Genomic DNA, 17,346 nt, shown 5'->3' on the forward strand with positions numbered 1-17,346 from the left:
CACTAGAATCACTTTCAATTATTCGTTGAAGGTGCGCAGATGGAAACCTTAGGCAATTTGCTCTCATTCGTGCGCAGCGCCGAGGCGGGAAGCTTCTCTGCGGCGGCGCGGCGCCTGGGCCTGACTCCCGCGGCGGTCAGTCGCAATGTCGCGCAACTGGAGGCCAACCTCGGCGTACGCTTGTTTCAGCGCAGCACGCGCAAACTCACGCTGACCGAAGCGGGAGAACGCTTTCTGGCCAACGTCGGTTCGGGACTGGAGAGTGTTCAAGCGGCGATTGCCGACGTGGCCGGCAATGCCGGAGAGCCTTCAGGGCTTTTGCGTCTGAGCGCAGCACCCGGTTTCGCCAGGGATTTTCTGTTGCCACTGATGCCCGAGTTTCTCAAGCAATACCCCGCCGTGACCCCTGAATGGCACGTCGACAATCGCCAGGTCGATCTCATCGCGGACGGGTTTGATGCGGCCATCGGTGGCGGCATCGAGCTGGCGCAAGGTGTGGTGGCCAGGGCCATTGCCCCGGCGCATCTGATTCTGGTGGCATCGAAGGAATACCTCTCGGCACACAAGCGCATCCGGCACATCGAAGAGCTGGCGACGCTGGATCATCTGGCCATGCGCTCGGTGCAGACCGGCAAGGTGCGCAGCTGGATGCTGCAAGGCCCCGACGGGCAACGAGCACCGCTGGAGTTGGCGCCGCGCCTGTTGGTCAACGATCCGCAAGCGCTGTGTCAGTGCGCGCGCTTGGGATTGGGGGTTGCGCTGTTGGCGGTTCCGGATGTGCTGCCTTATCTGCAGGACGGCACGCTGGAAAGGGTTTTGCCGGGTTGGCATGTCGATGCGGGGCAGATCTATTTGTACTTTTCCAGCCAGAAACTGCTGCCGGCCAAAACCCGGGCTTTTGTTGATTTTCTGGTCGGTCAGGCTCGAGAGGATGGGTGGGCCGCTCTTTTCGATGCTCGGGCTTAAAAGGCAAGTTATACGACCTCTAAAACTCAACCACCATCACGCCCAAGCGTTTATTCAAGCCTTTCGAGCTTGCCGCGTCTGCTCGATTACGGTACAAATCGGGCAGTTGTACGACAACATAATAAAAACCTGAGCCACCCCGAGTGGCTATCATTTTTGAGATCTGCCATGTCCCGTCCTGAGTTTGCGCCAACCGTCCCCCCGCCCTTCCCCCGTTATCTCGCCGTGATCATTCTGTTGTGCATGGGTTGTGCCTTCGCCGGCAACCACGTCGCGGCACGGGTGGCTTTTGATGACGGCGCGGGTGTGCTGCTGGCAATTCTGATGCGCTCGGGCGGGACCTTGCTGGTGCTGGCCATTCTCGTCCTGTGGCAGCGGCAAAGCCTGCGCCTGCCGACGGGCGCCTGGCGTTGGCAACTGTTGTTGGGCCTGCTGATTACTGCGCAGAGTCTGTGTCTGTATTCCGCCGTAGCACGGGTCCCGGTCGCTTTGGCGCTGCTGGTGGCCAACGTGTTTCCGATCCTGCTCGCCTTGCTGACCTGGGCGCTGGGCGGCCCACGACCAAGCGCGCGCACCGCGATGTTGATGGGCTTGATTCTCGTCGGGCTGGTGTTCGTGCTGGACGTTCCCGGACGTCTATCAGACAGCGCGAGCGTCGGCCCGGAATGGCTACTGGGCGTCGCACTCGCCTTCTGCGCCGCCAGCGTCTTCGCCTGCGCGCTGTGGATCACCGACCACAAACTGTCGCAAGTGCGCGGCTCGGTGCGCAGCCTGCTGACCATCTTCATCGTCTTCAGCAGCGTCAACCTGGCCGGCTTGACCGGCGCCCTCCCCGGCGGACTCAACCTCCCCGCCACTTCAACCGGCTGGCTGGCCCTTGCCACGCTTGTCGTGCTCTATGGGACCGGCTTCGTTGTGTTGTTCATTTCCGTGCCCCGACTGGACATGCCACGCAACGCCCCGGTGATGAATATCGAACCACTGGCGACATTGTTGATGGGCTGGATTGTGCTGGATCAAATGCTCAGCAGAGGGCAGATCATCGGTGGCGTGATTGTGGTGAGCGGGATTGTTTTGCTGACGTATCGCCAAGCGCCGGTGAAGGTTGGGGTGAAGGCTGAGGTTTGAGGGGGTGTAGTAGCGCATCAGCAGCATCGCAATTGCCTCCGATAAAGGTGGCAATTGCATGCCAAGGCACGCCAGTTACCAACTACCGTAAGGGATGCCGTATTTGTCGATATACCGCTTGGCCTTTTCACTTACAGGATAAGCATAGCGTCCTTCGTTCTTCCCTTGGCTAGGTCCCAACGGCTCGATTTCAGCCTTGGCCCTGGCTACTTTGACGGGGCGATGACAGGCATCGCGAACAAACACCTGCACGACGCCTCCGGGCGCCAGTCCCAAATAAATCGAGGCGCTATAGCTGGCTTGTTCATCCGGAGTTTCAGGACATCTTTGATTAACCGATGCCGCCATCAGTTGCCTGGCTTCTTCCGGCACATCTATCCAGACCCGATAGGTCTGTGATTCGGCAATAGACTGCCAGCGCACATAAATACGTTTGGGCAAGTCGGCACCAATCACCGGTTTTGCAGCAGCGCCAACCGCATGCCAACCTCGAGCGGATTCTTCACCGGTTTCCGGTTCGCCACCTGCTGCAGTTCCCGATCCGGTGCGTCGATATAACTTGCCGTTGATGTCTTCAACAGCGCTGTCTTCTACCCATACCTTCATGTAGTACGGTTCAGTGAAGGCGAGCTCCCATGCACTCGATTTGGGGTCGGATTCGGCGGACAGCGGATCAGCGGATTGGCAGCCAGACATAAAGAGTGCAAACAAGATGGTTACATAAATCTTCATCACCAGAGCGTCCAGTCAGGTACGTGTGGATGTTGCACTCGGATGGAGTCTTGAGTTGGTGCATTGATGTAAACCGCGTTTATTCCGCCTCCGTCTGTTCGTCCTAATGGATGGTTCCAGTTGGCGGAGGTGTGAATGTACTTTAATTTCAGCAATTCGTTTTCCTGCGCTGTAACGCTGTAATTTCCAGCCAAAAATCTATCGCACAACGCTTGAAGCTCTGCCGGAATCGTTAAATCCGGAGTATCTGGAATGTCGTTGAAGCGGGCACCCTTTTCTTTCGCCAAGCGATGCATCAATCGCAAATACACTCTGGAGAGCATGCCGCTCACCGGGCGCTTGAGCTGAAGAGCAGCATAAACACGCTTTTGAGTACGACTGAGCCGATCCCGAGGTTCATTAGGGATCAACGATGCTTCAGGCGTCACTATTTCCAGCATGGCCTTAGGCCAACCTTTGGCCATCCATTGGCTTTGTGCATCAAGTGCATCGCGATAGATTGACGTCGCTTTGACGTCGGTGTTTAAGGATACAACCAGCGTTTGCATGGGGCTTACCAGTACACACTCTTGGGCGCTTTCGAGATAGCCTCCGCCGATATCCGAATGTACCCCCGGTAGCGTAATTTCCAAATGGTCAGCTTTGACACGACTCAGTGCGAAGTTGGCCCTGCATTCATCGCGCGCTGATAGCTGAACCACATCGGTAAAGAAACGACGGTCGAGATAAAGTTTTATGCCGGTCGCGATTGGGCTTTTGATATTTCCGACATTGGACCAACCAGCTATCGACGGGACTGTGTCGAACAAGCCGATGAAGCCTATGTCGATGTCACCTTGGTATTGATCGTTGAATTTTGGACTGAAAGCGCGTGGCAAGTTTCTTAGCACAGTGCCAAGTGGGCCGCGGCTAGTGCGGACGACCTCATTGGCAAAATGCCGCGCAGCAGCCGCGCCGCGACTGAAGCCGAACACATCAAATTTCAAAGATGTGATTTCACTACCAGGATTATCGATCAGAGCTCGGCTGATAGCTTGTTGAATGCTCGGAAATGAGGATTCGACTTTGCTGGCTACACCGGTTCCCCCCCGACCAGTGCCTGCACCGAACTTGCTGTCTTCTTCGCCGGATCGCGTTCCGATACCCTCGACATAAACAACGCGAGAAGCGCTCTTCTGAGTGCCCTCTCCTATTGCCTCAGGCATGGCGTCGTACAGGTCACTCAGCTTTTTTACATTGCTGACATCGTTACCATAACTACTATCCGGATAACTCATATAAGGCATACAGCTAGCTGGTATATCCTCAGGCGCAATCGGATGCTGAGCACCGCACAACAACCCCGCAGCAGAGTTGTTCGCATTGTTGCCTGTGCCATCAAAGAAAACCCCGATCCTCAACGCAATGCCTATCTTCTCAGGCTCGCGCGCGGGCTCTTTACCGTGTTTCTCATACTCGGCCCAATGCTGGGCGTGTAGGTCGACGGGTTTGGCTTGTTCGTAGCGGTAGTTTTTCGGCGGGTTTGGAACGTAACCACTCAATCCTTGATTCCTTGTTCTGATCCTTGAAGAACGGCCCGAAGGGTGACAGTCGAGCCCGGGTGGTGCAAGCCGTGGCCGTGTGCCAGCCATGGCGCGCCCGGGGATTGCGACGAGGTTTTGCGCTCGTCGCATTGCGGGTCATTTGACTATTTCGACTTTATCCAAAGCCTGATTTACCGCGATCTCGCCAAGCATGACGACCTGAGCGATGCCTAGCAGGGTTTTGCGGCGCGGGTTGTCGAGCAGCGCGGCGAAGTCGTAGAGCATGGTGGTGGCCGAGCCGAGGGATTCGCTGGCATTGGCCAGCAGGGACTCGGTGTCGTATTTCGGGTTGGCGAGGAACATCTGTTCCGGGGTGTTGGTGCTGGCCAGGATGTCTGCCGGGCCGAGGTAGTGATCGAGGGCGCGTTCGGCGGCTTCGTGAAGCTTTTTCGAGGCGCTGGATTCGTAGGGCGATGCGGGGTCGGTGGTTAGGGGATTGGGTGTGACTTTGAACATGGTGAAACTCCTGATTATTCGTCTGGAGCTACCAACATCACTTGCAGATGATGGGTGGCAGCTGTGTGCGGGTCTGCAAGACCGGGAAATCAGGAACCCGGCAGACCCGAAGGTCTCCCGCACAAAGCCGCCGTTGAGCGGACACGAACAAGTGTCCTTTGGCAGGGCTATGCGACTGATTCCGACGGGCTTGCAGACCCGATCACTGATGAGCAGTGACAGGAATCAAGTTACGGAGGGAACGGCAGACGCACAAGCCGGCGGATTCTGGCGTAGTCGTAGGGAATGGCGCAAGGCGTCGTAGCCGTTTGCTTAAGGCTGGAGTTACTGTTTAAACGGGCTGAGGGTTTTCTGTTTATGTAGTGGTGAATGAGCTGACGTCATCTCGAGCAGGCTCGCTCCTTGGTATTGGGACGTTGATTAACCAACACGAGCCTCACACCATCCGCCGCGAATCCCGCCGTACCGCCTGCGGCGGCACGCCAAAGCCGCGCATGAACACCTCGCGCATGTGCCGGCGGTCACGAAACCCGGTTTCTCTGGCAACCACATCCAGACTGTGACTGCTTTGCTCGATCAGCAAACGCGCTGCTTCCAGCCTTAGGCTCTCTATCGCCTTGGCTGGAGACTGGCCGGTTTCGGCGGTGAACACGCGGGTGAATTGCCGCGGACTCAGGTGCACCACTTCGGCCAGTTCTTCGACGCTCAGCGGGCGATTGAGGTGCTTGCGCGCGTAATCCAGCGCACTCTGAATGCGGTCGGATTTGGGCGACAGCGACAGCAATTCCGAATGCTGCGACTGCCCTCCAGATCTACGCTGATGCATCACCAGTCGATGGGCGACCGAGCGGGCGATTTCGCTGCCCAGATCCTTCTCGACCATACCCAGCGCCATGTCGACACCAGCGGTCATGCCCGCCGATGTCCACACCGGGCCGTCGATGATAAAGATGCGGTCGTCCTCGACATTCACCGAGGGATGCATCCTGCGCAGCGCCGGGGCGAACGCCCAGTGCGTGGTCACGCGGCGGTTATCCAGCACTCCGGCCTGCGCCAGTACGAACGAGCCGGTGCAGATGCCGGCCACGCGGCGTGCGCCGTCGGCGAGCCCGCGCACGCTGTGCAGCACGTCAGCACCGGGCGGCGTCAGCGGTGTCAGCGTGCCAGCCACCAGCCAACTGTCGGCCAGCCCCGCCTGCGTCAGTGGCAACGTATCGACGTGCAAGCCCAGCGAGGAGCTGACGATGCCGCCGGCCTGGGAAAAGTTCTGCACCTTGTACACGGCTTTGCCGGTGACGATGTTGGCGAACTCGAACACCGACTGGGTCGCCAGCGCCATGACCTGAAAACCTTCCGTGAGCAGATAGCCGACTCGATGCATGGTCGCGCTCCGTTTTTGAATGTCCTGAAACACTACCACATACGTCATTCAGGTCGGAGCAGGTTTTCTCCATCATGGCTTGCATACCAATCAATCCACTCGCGGGACGCAGCTCATGAAACTTGAAGCCAACACGATCTTAATCACCGGCGGCACTTCCGGCATCGGCCGCGCACTGGCCGAGGCCCTGCATCAGCGCGGCAACAAGGTCATCATCGCTGGTCGTCGCCAGACCCTGCTGGCAGAGATTGCCCAAGCGAATCCGGGCATCGACACCGTGCAGCTGGACATCAACGATGCGCAGCAGATCAAGGACGTCGCCGCCGAAGTCATCCGCCGCCATCCGTCGTTGAACGTAATCATCAACAACGCCGGGATCATGCCCTTCGACAACGCGGGTTCCGGCGACTTCAACGATGAACAGGCCGTCGGTCTGTTGCAGACCAACCTGCTCGGCCCAGTGCGCGTCAGCGCGGCGTTCGTCGAACACCTCAAGCGCCAGCCCGAGGCCTACATCATCAACAACAGCTCGGTGCTGGCCTACCTGCCGCTGGCGACCACGGCGCTGTATTCAGCGACCAAAGCGGCTATCCATTCCTACTCGCTGTCGCAGCGTTTCATGCTGCGCGACACCAGCGTCAAGGTCCTGGAAATCGCGCCGCCTTGGGTTGATACCGACCTGATTCACAAGAGCGGCGACGAGCGCGCCATGCCGCTGGGCGAGTTTATCGAGGAAACCCTGATCAAGCTGGAAACCGCCACCACCGAAGTGCTGGTTGATCGAGTCTTGCCGCTGCGAGCCAACCAGGGCGCGAACGAGCACGGGTTGATCGAGCAATTCAACCTGTCGCTGCTGGAAAATCCTATTCCGGTGGCCTGAACTCACCGACAGAAACACCCGGGCTCAATGCCCGGGTAGCCTGGCTGTTGATCATGTTCATTCACAACGCGGCAAGCCAAACACCACCCGCGCCCCGCTCGGCTCATTGCGCTCGGCCCACAATTTGCCGCCGTGTCCTTCAATGATCGTGCGGCAAATCGACAGGCCCATGCCCAGCCCGGTGGATTTGGTAGTGTAGAACGCCGTGAACACTTGCTCCGCCCGCTCGCAGGCAAAGCCCGGCCCTGAATCGCTGACACTGATGTGCACGTTATCACCCAGCGCCTCACTGCGAATCAGCAGACGTCGCTGCCCCTCTGCCATGATCGTCATGGCTTCGAGGCTGTTGATGATCAGGTTAAGCAGCACCTGTTGCAGTTCGACCCGGTCCGCCACTACGAAAGGCAAATCTGCCGCCAGCTCAACGCTGACTTCGGCGCCGTGCTTGAGCGCTTCGCCACGGCTGAAACCGACCATTTCTTCAATCAGCAGATTGAGGCTGACAGGCTGACGCTGCGGTGGCGTTTTGTGAATCAGCGCGCGGATGCGCCCGAGTACGTCGGCGGCGCGGTTGCCGTCGAGAATGATATGCCGCAGGCCCTGCTCGACTTCGTTGATATTTGGTGGCTTTGCACCGAGCCAGCGCAACGCGGCATTGGCATGGGTCACCGTGGCGGCGATCGGCTGATTGACTTCGTGGGCAATCGATGCGGCCAACTGGCCCATGGTTGCCACACGATTGGCGTGGGCCAGTTCCGTTTGCACCTGACGATAACGACGCTCGCCTTCGCGCACTTGCTCTTCAGCCAGCTTGCGTTCGCTGATATCCAGCACAAAGGCCAGGCCCTGTTGCTGACTCGCTTCGAAGGCGGCCAGACCGACAATCACCGGCAGCCGACTGCCGTCCTTGCGGATGTACTCCTTTTCGAATGGCTGGGCCCGGCCGGTGTGGATCGCCGTTGCCAGTGCAATATCGCTGTTAGCGCGCATCGCCGGCGGGGTCATGTCACGCCAATGGACATTGCCCGAAAGCAACTCATCACGGGTGTAACCGACCATGCGCAGGAACGCGTCGTTGGCCTCGATGATTTCCCCTTCCACGCCCCAGACGATGATGCCGATGATGTTGGCGTCGACCAGCCGACGGATCTTCGCTTCTCGCTCGGCGAGGTCGCGGTACAGGCGCGCGTTGTCCAGCGAGATCGCTGCCTGCGACGCCACCAGGCGCAACACGGCGAGACGCGTCGGGCTGAACACCCCGGCGGACAGGTTGTTTTCCAGATACAGCGCCCCGGCGACCCGCGCCTGATTCATCAATGCCAGGCAAAGGATCGAGCGCGCGCCTCGTTGCTGAACGTATGGATCAGCGGCGAACAGCGGATCGGCAACCGCGTCGTCCAGGCACAGGTTTTCGCCGGTGCGCAGCGTCTGGTAGAGCACCGACTCTGCCAGCGCCACCGTGTGCAGCGGCGCGTTGCACAACTGCGTGGCACCGTCGCCGATACGGGTTCGCGCAGCGACATAGGGAACGTCGGCGTTCAACAAAATAAGCAGGCCATGCTCGGCCCCGGCCTGTTCGATCGCGGTGCGCATCACCGTTTCGATCAAACGGTCCAGGACGATCTCGCCGGAGACTGCTTGAGAGACCTTGAGCACCGTTGCCAGGTCGAGATGTTCAACTGGCGTAATGAGCGTGGTGACCGGATTCGGTTGCGCCTCTTCGGCACGCAGAAAACGATGACGTCGCTCCAGCTCCCGCACCTTGCCAGCAGCCCCCCAACGCAGATAGGCATAACGTGCGTCGCGCAGGTAGACGCGGAATATCCTGGCCAGACCGCGAGCGCTGTAGAACCGTGCGGCCAGTTCGTTGGCCAGCGCTTGGATATGGAGCAAACCATTGTCCTGAGCCAATTGAATGGCTTGCTCGTACTGTAATTCGGCTTCGAGCAACTGCCCGGTGACGCGCGCCATTTCCGCGCCGACCAGCGCCACCTGACTGGCGAAGGTCTCTGCACACAAGCGCGCCCACGTCTGCAACTGTTCATGATGTTGACCCAGACGCTGCAAAGCACCGGCGTCAGTTTCGCCGTGGGCCGCCAAGGTCAAAGCCGCGTAGAAATGGTATTCGGCCTCCTCGAAAAACGCCGAAACCACCCACAAAAGTCCCTGCGCCTGGGCCGCGCACTCAGCGGCCGCCGCGTAATCCCCGGCCAGATAGCGCGCCTGCAACTTGCGTACCCAGTACTTGCCGCGCGCCAGCGCCAGATCCGCCGAACCGGCCAGATGCGCTTCGACAGCTGTTTCATCGAACCCCTCATCGTCGAAACAGCCGAACGTCGGCGTCTGCCCGCGCAGCATGCGGATCAGCGTCAACTGGCAGCGCATGAAATCCGCCACCAGACCGAAACCGACCTTTTGTGCATAGACCAGCCCTGATTCCGCTTGCGCCTGCACCTCGGCCAGCGGCTCGCCGATAAACAACAGATCGGAAATCAGGCTGTTTCCAGCGAACGCTGCATACGGCAGATCGCCGCTGCGATGGGCCGCGTTGAGCGCACGGCGCAACAGTTCGCGGCACTCGCGCACTGGCCGCATCCAGCGCACCACGAAGATCGAGAAGCACAACCAAGTGCTCGCTTCATAACGCGTGAGCCCGCGCCGATCAACCAGATCGCAGCCCAGACGGCCAAATCGATAACCAGCGGCATAGTCGCCAAAACGCGGCCCCGACACGCGCCCGAAGTTGGCATAGAGCAGGCAGGAGGCGTCGCAGTTGCCATATTGCAGGCTCAGGCTGATCGCTTTGCAAATGGTCAGGCTGGCGAGGTTCAGATCCGACTGCACCGCCGGCGCGAAGAGTTTGCCCAGCGCATCGAGGGTGGCCCGCGCGGCAGGATCCTCCATCAGCGGCAAGTCGATCATCTGCTCGATACTGCGCCCGCGCAGCCTGGTCCAGACCTGCTGATATTCGTCGCGCACCTGAATATCGTCCGGACGCGCTGGCCAATCGATGCCGACCTGACGCAGAAAGGCCAGACACACCGTCACCGCCCGGTCACTGCGATCGAGCAGCAAGTAGACATCCATCTGCATGCACGCCACCGCCGCGCGCTCGACGGTGGTCACGGCGCGCTCGGCCAATGTCGCCAGGCGCGAGTCGGCAAGCTGCAGTTGGCCGGTGAGAAATTCGCACTCGGCACGGTTCAGCTCCAGAGCGAAACCCAGTTCATGCCGACTGTCATAACCCTGCTCGCCCAACAGTTCTGCGCCGGCGCCCAGATAGGTCAGTGCTGAGGTATAAGCGGTCGAGGCCTTCGCTCGCTGGCCGGCGAGCAGGTTGAACTCGGCCAGCTGCTCGCGCTCGGCACGCAGGCTGATCAGATGCGCACCGCGATTGAGCTGGCCGACAATCTCGAAGATCGCCTCCTCGCGCCGCTCACCATGGGTTTGCAGTGCCAGCAGCCGGCCGATGCGCAGGTGCATTTGCGCCCGTTCGGTTTCCGCGATCAGCGAATACGCCGCCTCATGGATGCGATCATGCACAAACCTGTAGGCACCGTCCTGACGCTCGACCAACTCCAGCCGCACCGCCGGCGACAATGCGGAGTGAACGTGAGGCACCGGCACATCAAGGACTGTGGCCAGCGTGTCGAGACGCGCGACGTTGCCCAGGCAGGCCAGTTGTTGCAGCGCCTGGCGGGTTTCCTGGGGCAGCCGCGCCAGTTTGCCGACCATCAAATCGACGACATTGTCGGTGTAGCCCTTGCCGTTGATCAGGTGCACATCCCACCGCCAGCGCTTGCGCGCAGGCTCGTATGTCAGCAGCTTCTCCTCGGCCAGGGCGTGCAGAAACTGGATGACGAAGAACGGATTGCCAGCGGTCTTGTCCAGTACCAGCCGCGCCAGCGCGACAATGCTCGCCGGCGGGCAGCGCAGTGACTCGCTGATCAGTTGTTCGATGTGCGCGCCAGCCAGTGGCGCCAGACGAATTTCGTCAATGTGTACGTCGGCGTGATGCAGGGTCTTGAGTGTGCGGCTGAGTGGGTGATCGCCATCTACCTCGTTGTCGCGATAAGCACCGACCAGCAGCAGATGAGGGGTCTCTGCGCGACTGAGCATATCTTCGAGCAGATCAAGGGTGGCCGCGTCGAGCCATTGCAGGTCGTCAAGGAACAGCGCCAACGGATGCTCGGCCTGAGCGAACACGCCGATAAAACGCTGCAAGACCTGAAGGAACCGCTGCTGCGCCTGTTGCGGCTCCAACTCAGGCACGGGCGGCGGCTCGCCGATGATCAGCTTGAGTTCGGGGATCAGATCGGTGATCAACCGCGCATTCGCTTCCAGTGCCCGCAACAGTGCTTCGCGCCAGCCCGCCAGTACGTCGGTGCGCTTGCCCAATAGCGTCCGCACCAGCCCCTGAAAGGCCTGAACCAGGGTCGAATAAGGCACGTCGCGCTGGTACTGGTCGAACTTGCCGGCGGCGAACAAGCCACGCGACGGCACCAGCACCTTGTGCAGTTCACTGACCACCGACGATTTGCCGATGCCGGAATAGCCGGATACCAGCACCAGTGTCGGCGCGCCTGTCTGCACCACATTGGCGAAGGCATCGATCAACGTTTGCACTTCGTGTTCGCGGCCGTAGAGTTTTTCCGGAATCAGCAAGCGCTCGCAGGCGCCCTGCTCGTTCAACGTGAACGTCTCGATCTGCCGCATACGGCGCCAGTCATCGAGGCAACGGCGCAAGTCATGCTCGACACCGGCTGCGCTCTGATAGCGTTCCTCGGCCGTTTTCGCCAGCAGTTTCATGACCAGTCGCGAGAACATCGGCGGCACCGTCGCCACCCGTTCACATACGGGCATTGGCAGGCGCGCGATATGGCAATGCACCCACTCCGTCGGGTCATTTGCACTGAACGGCAGCGAGCCGGTGAGCATCTGGTAAAGCGTCACGCCAAAGGCATACAGATCACTACGCGAATCGATCGAACGATTCATCCGCCCGGTTTGTTCCGGCGCCATGTAGGCCAGCGTCCCGGCGATAGATTCCGGTGGCGTGGGCGCTTGCCGCTCCCGTGGCAAGCGCGTGGCCAGGCCGAAGCCGGTCAGCCGCGCCTGCCCATCATGACAATGGACAAAAACATGCTGCGGTTTCAGGTCTTTGTGCACCAGACCACGCTGATGCATATGGCCCAGTGCCTTGGCGATGTTCGTGGCCAATTCCAGACAGGTTTCGATATCCAGCGGGGCGACCAGCAACCGCGACAACGGCTCGCCGCCCGGATCGTCGAACAGCAGACGAACTCGGGTGCCCGTACGCTCGAAAGCTGTCGGCTGCAACGCCCAGGCAGGATTGAGGTCGTCCCTGAGGCTGTATTCATGCGCCAGACGCTCCAGGGTGCTCGGCAGTGGCTGGCCCATCGCCGGACGCACCGCCAGTAGGCTGCCATCATTCGAACCGCGCTCACGGGACAGCACCCGCTCGCCGTCGTCCCACAAAATCTGTTTTCTGCTGGCCATCTGCGTCAACACTGCTCAGGTTTTTTGCCGCACGGTGAGTTGCACGTCGCCAGCGCTCAGGGGTTGCGCTGGACAGGCTCGATGCCCAGCGCTTCTGCGATACGCACCAGATCGGCCACTGAACGTGCGGCCATTTTGCGCATGACCTGGCCACGGTGGACCTTGACCGTGACCTCGCTGAGGTTGAGCTGTCCGGCAATCTGTTTGTTCATCAGCCCGGCAATGACGAAGCCGAGCACTTCGCGCTCACGTGCGGTCAGGGTTTGGTAAGCCCGACACAAAACGGCGCCGGAGTGTTCGGCTGCCAGCCGCGCACGGTCGCGAGCCAACGCACTGGCCACGGCGTCGAGCATGTCCTGATCACGGAACGGCTTGGCCAGAAAATCCACCGCGCCGGCCTTCATCGCCTTGACGCTCATGGCGATGTCGCCGTGGCCGGTCATGAACACCACGGGGATGCGCAAGCCGTTTTTTTCCATCTGTTCCTGAAACGTCAGGCCACTTTCGCCGCGCAGGCGCACGTCGAGCACCAGGCAACCGGGTACCTCACGTTGCGCTTGCGCGAGAAAATCTCCGGCGCTGTCGAAGGTTTGCACCTGGAGGCCGATCGAGCGCAGCAAGCTGTCGAGCGCCTGGCGCATCGAGGCATCGTCATCGACCACGTACACCACTGGCTCGCCGAGCACGCCGGGACTTTGCGCAGGGCTGGAATGCGACCACAAGGTCATTGTGTCTCCTCGGCGAGATCGCAGCACGCGTTGGGCTGGTCAATAAATCTAGTTCAGGATGGCCACCGCAGCCAGACACCTGCCGGACGGTCAGCAATCAGGCTAACAGTCAGCGCCATTGCCGGCCGGCCAGAAACCCCTGAAAATCGGCCAGGCTGAGGCAGTCCGCCGCCAGCGCTGCAAACAGGCAGGCCCGCGATGTCCACTCATCCCGCTTTTACAACGGCTCCGCGCGACGTGGTGTTCATCGCCTACCCACGCCTGAGCCTGCTCGATCTCAGCGGTGCGCAAACCGTGTTCTGGGCCGCGAGCAAAGCCATGGCCGAGCGCGGGCAGTCTGGATATCAACTGCACACCGCCAGCCTCAACGGTGGCTTGATCCAGACCGTCGAAGGGCTGGCCATCGACACCCAAGCGTTAACCACGCTCGACACCGCCGCGCTGGACACGCTGGTCGTGCCCGGCGCCCCTGACATCTGCCAGACCCTTGAGAAGCACCGCGAACTGAGCGACTGGCTGCAGGACCATGCTCACCTCGCCCGCCGCGTGGTCTCGGTGTGCAGTGGTGCGTTTCTGCTGGCTCAGGCCGGATTGCTCGACGCCCGCCGCGCTGCCACTCACTGGGCGATGTGCGACGCTTTGCGCGATCGCTTTCCAGCGGTCGAGGTAGATGCCGACGCGATCTTCATTCAGCAAGGCAAGGTCTGGACCTCGGCCGGAGTCACCGCCGGGATCGATCTGGCGCTGGCGCTGGTCGAGGCCGATTGCGGCCGTGAAGTGACGTTGCAAGTCGCGCGGGAATTGGTGGTGTACATCAAACGCCCCGGCGGCCAGGCGCAATACAGCACGCTGCTGCAATCGCAGGCGCAGGACGCTGCAATGTTCGATGATCTGCACCTTTGGCTCATGGAGCGCCTCGGCGATCCGAATCTGACAGTGGAGCGCCTCGCCGAGCAAGCCGCAATGAGCCTGCGCAACTTCACGCGGGTCTATAAAGCGCGCACCGGGCGCACACCGTCGAAAGCGCTCGAGCTGTTCCGACTCGAAGCGGCCAAACGCCTACTGGAAAACTCCCCGCACAAAATCGAACGAATCGCCCGCATCTGCGGCTTCAACGATGAAGAACGCCTGCGCGCCTGCTTCCAGCGCCACCTGTCGATCTCCCCGCGCGACTACCGCAGTCGCTTCAGCCGCGATGGCTGAACCGCTATACCTACGTATAGTTTTGCCCGCTGGCCATCAGCGTATGGTGCAAGAACGACAGGAGTCACCAGCTCGGCCGCCCGGCCCGGGAGCGTTATGCACAAGACGCATGTCATTGCGGTAGTGGACGACGACGAGGCAATGCGCACATCGCTGAGCAGCCTGCTGCGGGCGTCGGGGTATCAGGTGTTCTGCTATGCGGCGCCGGCGGACTACCTTGACTCGGACGGGCCGGTGCAGACTGATTGTTTGATCTCCGATATTCAGATGCCGGGCATGGGTGGTTTGCAGATGCTGGATGCACTGCGGGCGCGAGGCTGGCGGATGCCGGTGATTTTTGTGTCGGCGGATCAGAGTGGTTTGCTTTGCGCCAAGTTTCGAGAAGCCGATGTCGTTGCCTGCCTGCGTAAACCCTTTGCGGCGGACGAGCTACTTGCCTGGGTTGAGTTTGCACCGCGTAAATCTGAAAACACTTGATAAGGCCCTGATCGCATTGAATTGCGTGTCGCCTGGATTTATAGCCCCCTATCGACTCGGTCGATCAGGCCGATTTCTGACAGAAGACAACACGGTCGGCTCCCTCTCCTCGAGGAGAGGGCTGGGAGCGAGGGGAAGCTCCAGAGATTACGGAGGTAGTTGAGCTACCCCATTTCCTTAAGCGCTGACTTGATCACACGGAAATGAGAGGCGCCTCAGAATCTAGAATCAAAGCGCCACTAATTGCCACTGCAAACTCCGCCTTTCACCCTCCACCCCGTTCAAAAAGGACCAGAACAAGGAACCAAGGATTGAGCGGCTACGTCCCCAACCCACCCAAGGGTTACCGCAACACCGGCGTCGAACCTGTCGACCTAAACGCCCAACACTGGGCGCAATACAAAGAACTCCCGCCAGCGCCAGACGCGAAACCCGACCTCAAGGGTTGCGTCTTCGCCAAAAGCTGCAACCTGCCCGACGGCGAAATCAACCACAGCAACCCGACAGGGTTCGTCCCCGTTGAAAAACTGGCGGACTACGGGCTATGGGCCGTGTTGGCCACTGGCGCAGCGATTACCGCCGAAGGCACGCCCCTCCAGTTTGTCGGCGGCTCCGCAACCGGTAGTGCCGTTGCCCATCGGCTGGGTGGCTCACTCGCGCTAGGCCTACTCGACGGCGCAGGCGCCATGGCAGCAGGCGCTGCCGTGGGCACCGTCGCGCTATTGATGCCCAACACCAGCATCGCCCCGGACAGTGCCTTCTATAAGGACGAGCAATACGCCACGCTTGAAACCGGCCGAACGCGTGTTCGTGTCAACGTAAAAACGTTGCCGGACGGCTCCGTCAACGCCTACGGCTTTCTCCGCCCCACGGCGCAACGGCCTTGAGATCGGCTAAACAGATTCGGGTCTCCGATATTCTGAAAAGGTGAGATGAGCAGGCACGTACAGCGCATAAACACGACTTGGCAAGCACGTTTAAATTACACCGATTTCTCCTCCAAAAAGCCTACAACGCCTTGCGCCGCTGCCTACGGGTACTTCAGAATCCGCCGGCTTGTGCGTCTAGGCTGCGGGTCCTATCGTTTGTCGGTCACTGAAATAGGTGATCGGGTTTGGTAGCCCGCAGTGTTAGATATACAGATCTGCCGTCGAGATTTCTGTCTCGGATTTGCGGTGGCCATGTATAGGGCGTCCTATGGCGCGCCGGATCCTAACACCCGGTCTACCAACCTGTGCATGGCCGCCACCCTTCGTTTGGTAGCGAAAGGGTGAAGCCTCCCTTAAATGTGTTAGGAGCTTCATCAATGTTCAAAGTAACCCCAAACCCGCCGGAAGCGGATTCAATCCCGTACGACCCTGCTCTGGAACCTCAGCGGATAAAAGATGCGGCTGCTCGCGCCATCAACTTTTACCTCGACCCTCAGACGCTCAAAACCACCATTCCCAAGCGCCAGCCAGGCAGGATCTTTCTCATTGACCCGACGGTGGATGAGGAAACGTTGCTCGTCGAAGCCTGTGAATCGCTGGCAGCCGCCAATGACACGGCCCGCGAAATCGGCGGCGTGATTGACCATCCACAGCGTCGATCGCTGCTGATGTTGCAGCAGGTGATCATGTTGAGTGAGCTCATCGTCAATCGCGTGCTCGACAGCCGACGCGTGTCGAACTAGCCGGCCATCGAGGCATGAGGGGGCGTGCTCCCCTCACTGCCAGCGGACGCACCACAGCCGTGGCGCGTCGTCCTCATACCCAGACGCTCAAGCGGCGCTCATCGGAGTTTCAGCTGATGTCACAGACACCGTCCCATCCGCCGGTCACCGAATCGGTATCGCCTTATGAATCCTTCCATTCAAAAAAACTTCACGACGCCGCCGAGCGCGCGCTCGACCATTACCTCGCGCCGGCCAAGATCAACGCCACGCCCTACAGTCCCAACACGTTGTTTATGGTCAATCCTGAGTCCGACACAGAATCACTGTTGGTCAACGCTTGCGAATCCCTGGCTTCCGCCACGGTGATGCTCAGCGATTTCGCCGGAATGCTGGAGGGTTCACGACGCAATACCCTGTTGGGCATCGCGCAGGTGGTCATGCTAGGAGAATTGGCCGTCAACAAAGCGTTGGATAACGTAGTGCCCACAGACTGAACAACGGCATCGGCCGCGCAGGCGTGCTGGCACCTGCGCTGCGTCGCCCATTTCAGCGAGCCAGGTGGGCGCTGTCCAAGCTGACCAGAAAGCTGCGAATGTTGTTCTGCACCGCGCGGTTGATCGATTCCTTGATTCTCACCA

At 60.1% G+C, this 17,346-nt stretch carries 13 protein-coding genes and 1 pseudogene; 8 read left to right on the forward strand and 6 right to left on the reverse strand.

The window, feature by feature from the left end:
• Positions 1–39: 39 nt before the first annotated feature.
• Both J5M66_RS04245 and J5M66_RS04250 read left to right on the forward strand, forming a co-directional pair.
• Positions 40–966, forward strand: a complete 927-nt coding sequence (locus J5M66_RS04245; protein ID WP_207807271.1) for a LysR family transcriptional regulator — start codon at positions 40–42, stop codon at positions 964–966.
• 168 nt (positions 967–1,134) lie between these two features.
• Positions 1,135–2,094 (forward strand): DMT family transporter, encoded by a 960-nt coding sequence (locus J5M66_RS04250; protein ID WP_207807272.1) that lies wholly within the window; start codon positions 1,135–1,137, stop codon positions 2,092–2,094.
• Positions 2,095–2,169: 75 nt separating this feature from the next.
• Here J5M66_RS04250 and J5M66_RS04255 read toward each other — a convergent pair whose 3' ends face one another.
• From J5M66_RS04255 to J5M66_RS04270, 4 genes are all read right to left on the reverse strand, one after another.
• The gene (locus tag J5M66_RS04255) at positions 2,170–2,826 is read right to left on the reverse strand and encodes a DUF2931 family protein (RefSeq protein ID WP_024012553.1); all 657 of its coding nucleotides are present in this window, start codon (positions 2,824–2,826) and stop codon (positions 2,170–2,172) included.
• Positions 2,826–4,367 carry a DUF2235 domain-containing protein gene (locus J5M66_RS04260; RefSeq protein WP_207807273.1) on the reverse strand — a complete coding sequence of 514 codons (1,542 nt, stop codon included), beginning with the start codon at positions 4,365–4,367 and terminating at the stop codon, positions 2,826–2,828. Before J5M66_RS04260 ends, J5M66_RS04255 begins: the two co-directional genes overlap by 1 nt.
• A 138-nt stretch (positions 4,368–4,505) precedes the next feature.
• Positions 4,506–4,865: a DUF6124 family protein gene (locus tag J5M66_RS04265; RefSeq protein ID WP_207807274.1), complete on the reverse strand. Its 360-nt coding sequence runs from the start codon at positions 4,863–4,865 to the stop codon at positions 4,506–4,508.
• Between the two features lie 436 nt (positions 4,866–5,301).
• A complete protein-coding gene (locus J5M66_RS04270; protein ID WP_024012550.1) occupies positions 5,302–6,246 on the reverse strand; it encodes a GlxA family transcriptional regulator in 945 nt (314 codons plus the stop codon).
• A gap of 115 nt (positions 6,247–6,361) precedes the next feature.
• Between J5M66_RS04270 and J5M66_RS04275 the strand changes: the two genes are divergently transcribed.
• A complete protein-coding gene (locus J5M66_RS04275) occupies positions 6,362–7,126 on the forward strand; it encodes an SDR family NAD(P)-dependent oxidoreductase (protein ID WP_207807275.1) in 765 nt (254 codons plus the stop codon).
• A gap of 57 nt (positions 7,127–7,183) precedes the next feature.
• Here the strand turns inward: J5M66_RS04275 and J5M66_RS04280 are convergent, their stop codons facing one another.
• The gene (locus tag J5M66_RS04280; RefSeq protein WP_207807276.1) at positions 7,184–12,646 is read right to left on the reverse strand and encodes an ATP-binding sensor histidine kinase; all 5,463 of its coding nucleotides are present in this window, start codon (positions 12,644–12,646) and stop codon (positions 7,184–7,186) included.
• A gap of 56 nt (positions 12,647–12,702) precedes the next feature.
• On the reverse strand, positions 12,703–13,374 hold the full coding sequence (locus J5M66_RS04285; RefSeq protein ID WP_016774275.1) for a response regulator transcription factor: 672 nt from the start codon (positions 13,372–13,374) through the stop codon (positions 12,703–12,705).
• Between the two features lie 198 nt (positions 13,375–13,572).
• On the opposite strand from J5M66_RS04285, the gene J5M66_RS04290 reads away from it, so the two are divergent.
• The 5 genes and pseudogenes from J5M66_RS04290 to J5M66_RS04310 all read left to right on the forward strand — a co-directional run bounded on the left by J5M66_RS04290 (position 13,573) and on the right by J5M66_RS04310 (position 17,202).
• Positions 13,573–14,577 carry a DJ-1/PfpI family protein gene (locus J5M66_RS04290; protein WP_071171896.1) on the forward strand — a complete coding sequence of 335 codons (1,005 nt, stop codon included), beginning with the start codon at positions 13,573–13,575 and terminating at the stop codon, positions 14,575–14,577.
• A 96-nt stretch (positions 14,578–14,673) separates the two neighbouring features.
• Positions 14,674–15,054, forward strand: coding sequence for a response regulator (locus tag J5M66_RS04295; RefSeq protein WP_016774274.1), 381 nt, complete (start codon positions 14,674–14,676; stop codon positions 15,052–15,054).
• 311 nt (positions 15,055–15,365) lie between these two features.
• Positions 15,366–15,914: pseudogene (locus tag J5M66_RS04300) on the forward strand (pyocin); the annotation flags it as partial.
• A gap of 446 nt (positions 15,915–16,360) precedes the next feature.
• On the forward strand, positions 16,361–16,726 hold the full coding sequence (locus J5M66_RS04305) for a hypothetical protein (RefSeq protein WP_123442765.1): 366 nt from the start codon (positions 16,361–16,363) through the stop codon (positions 16,724–16,726).
• Positions 16,727–16,842: 116 nt separating this feature from the next.
• Entirely contained in the window at positions 16,843–17,202 is a 360-nt protein-coding gene (locus J5M66_RS04310) for a DUF6124 family protein (RefSeq protein WP_016774270.1), read from the forward strand.
• Positions 17,203–17,346: the final 144 nt, after the last annotated feature.

The organism is Pseudomonas sp. 67(2021), assembly GCF_017491835.1.
GTDB lineage: Bacteria > Pseudomonadota > Gammaproteobacteria > Pseudomonadales > Pseudomonadaceae > Aquipseudomonas > Aquipseudomonas atacamensis.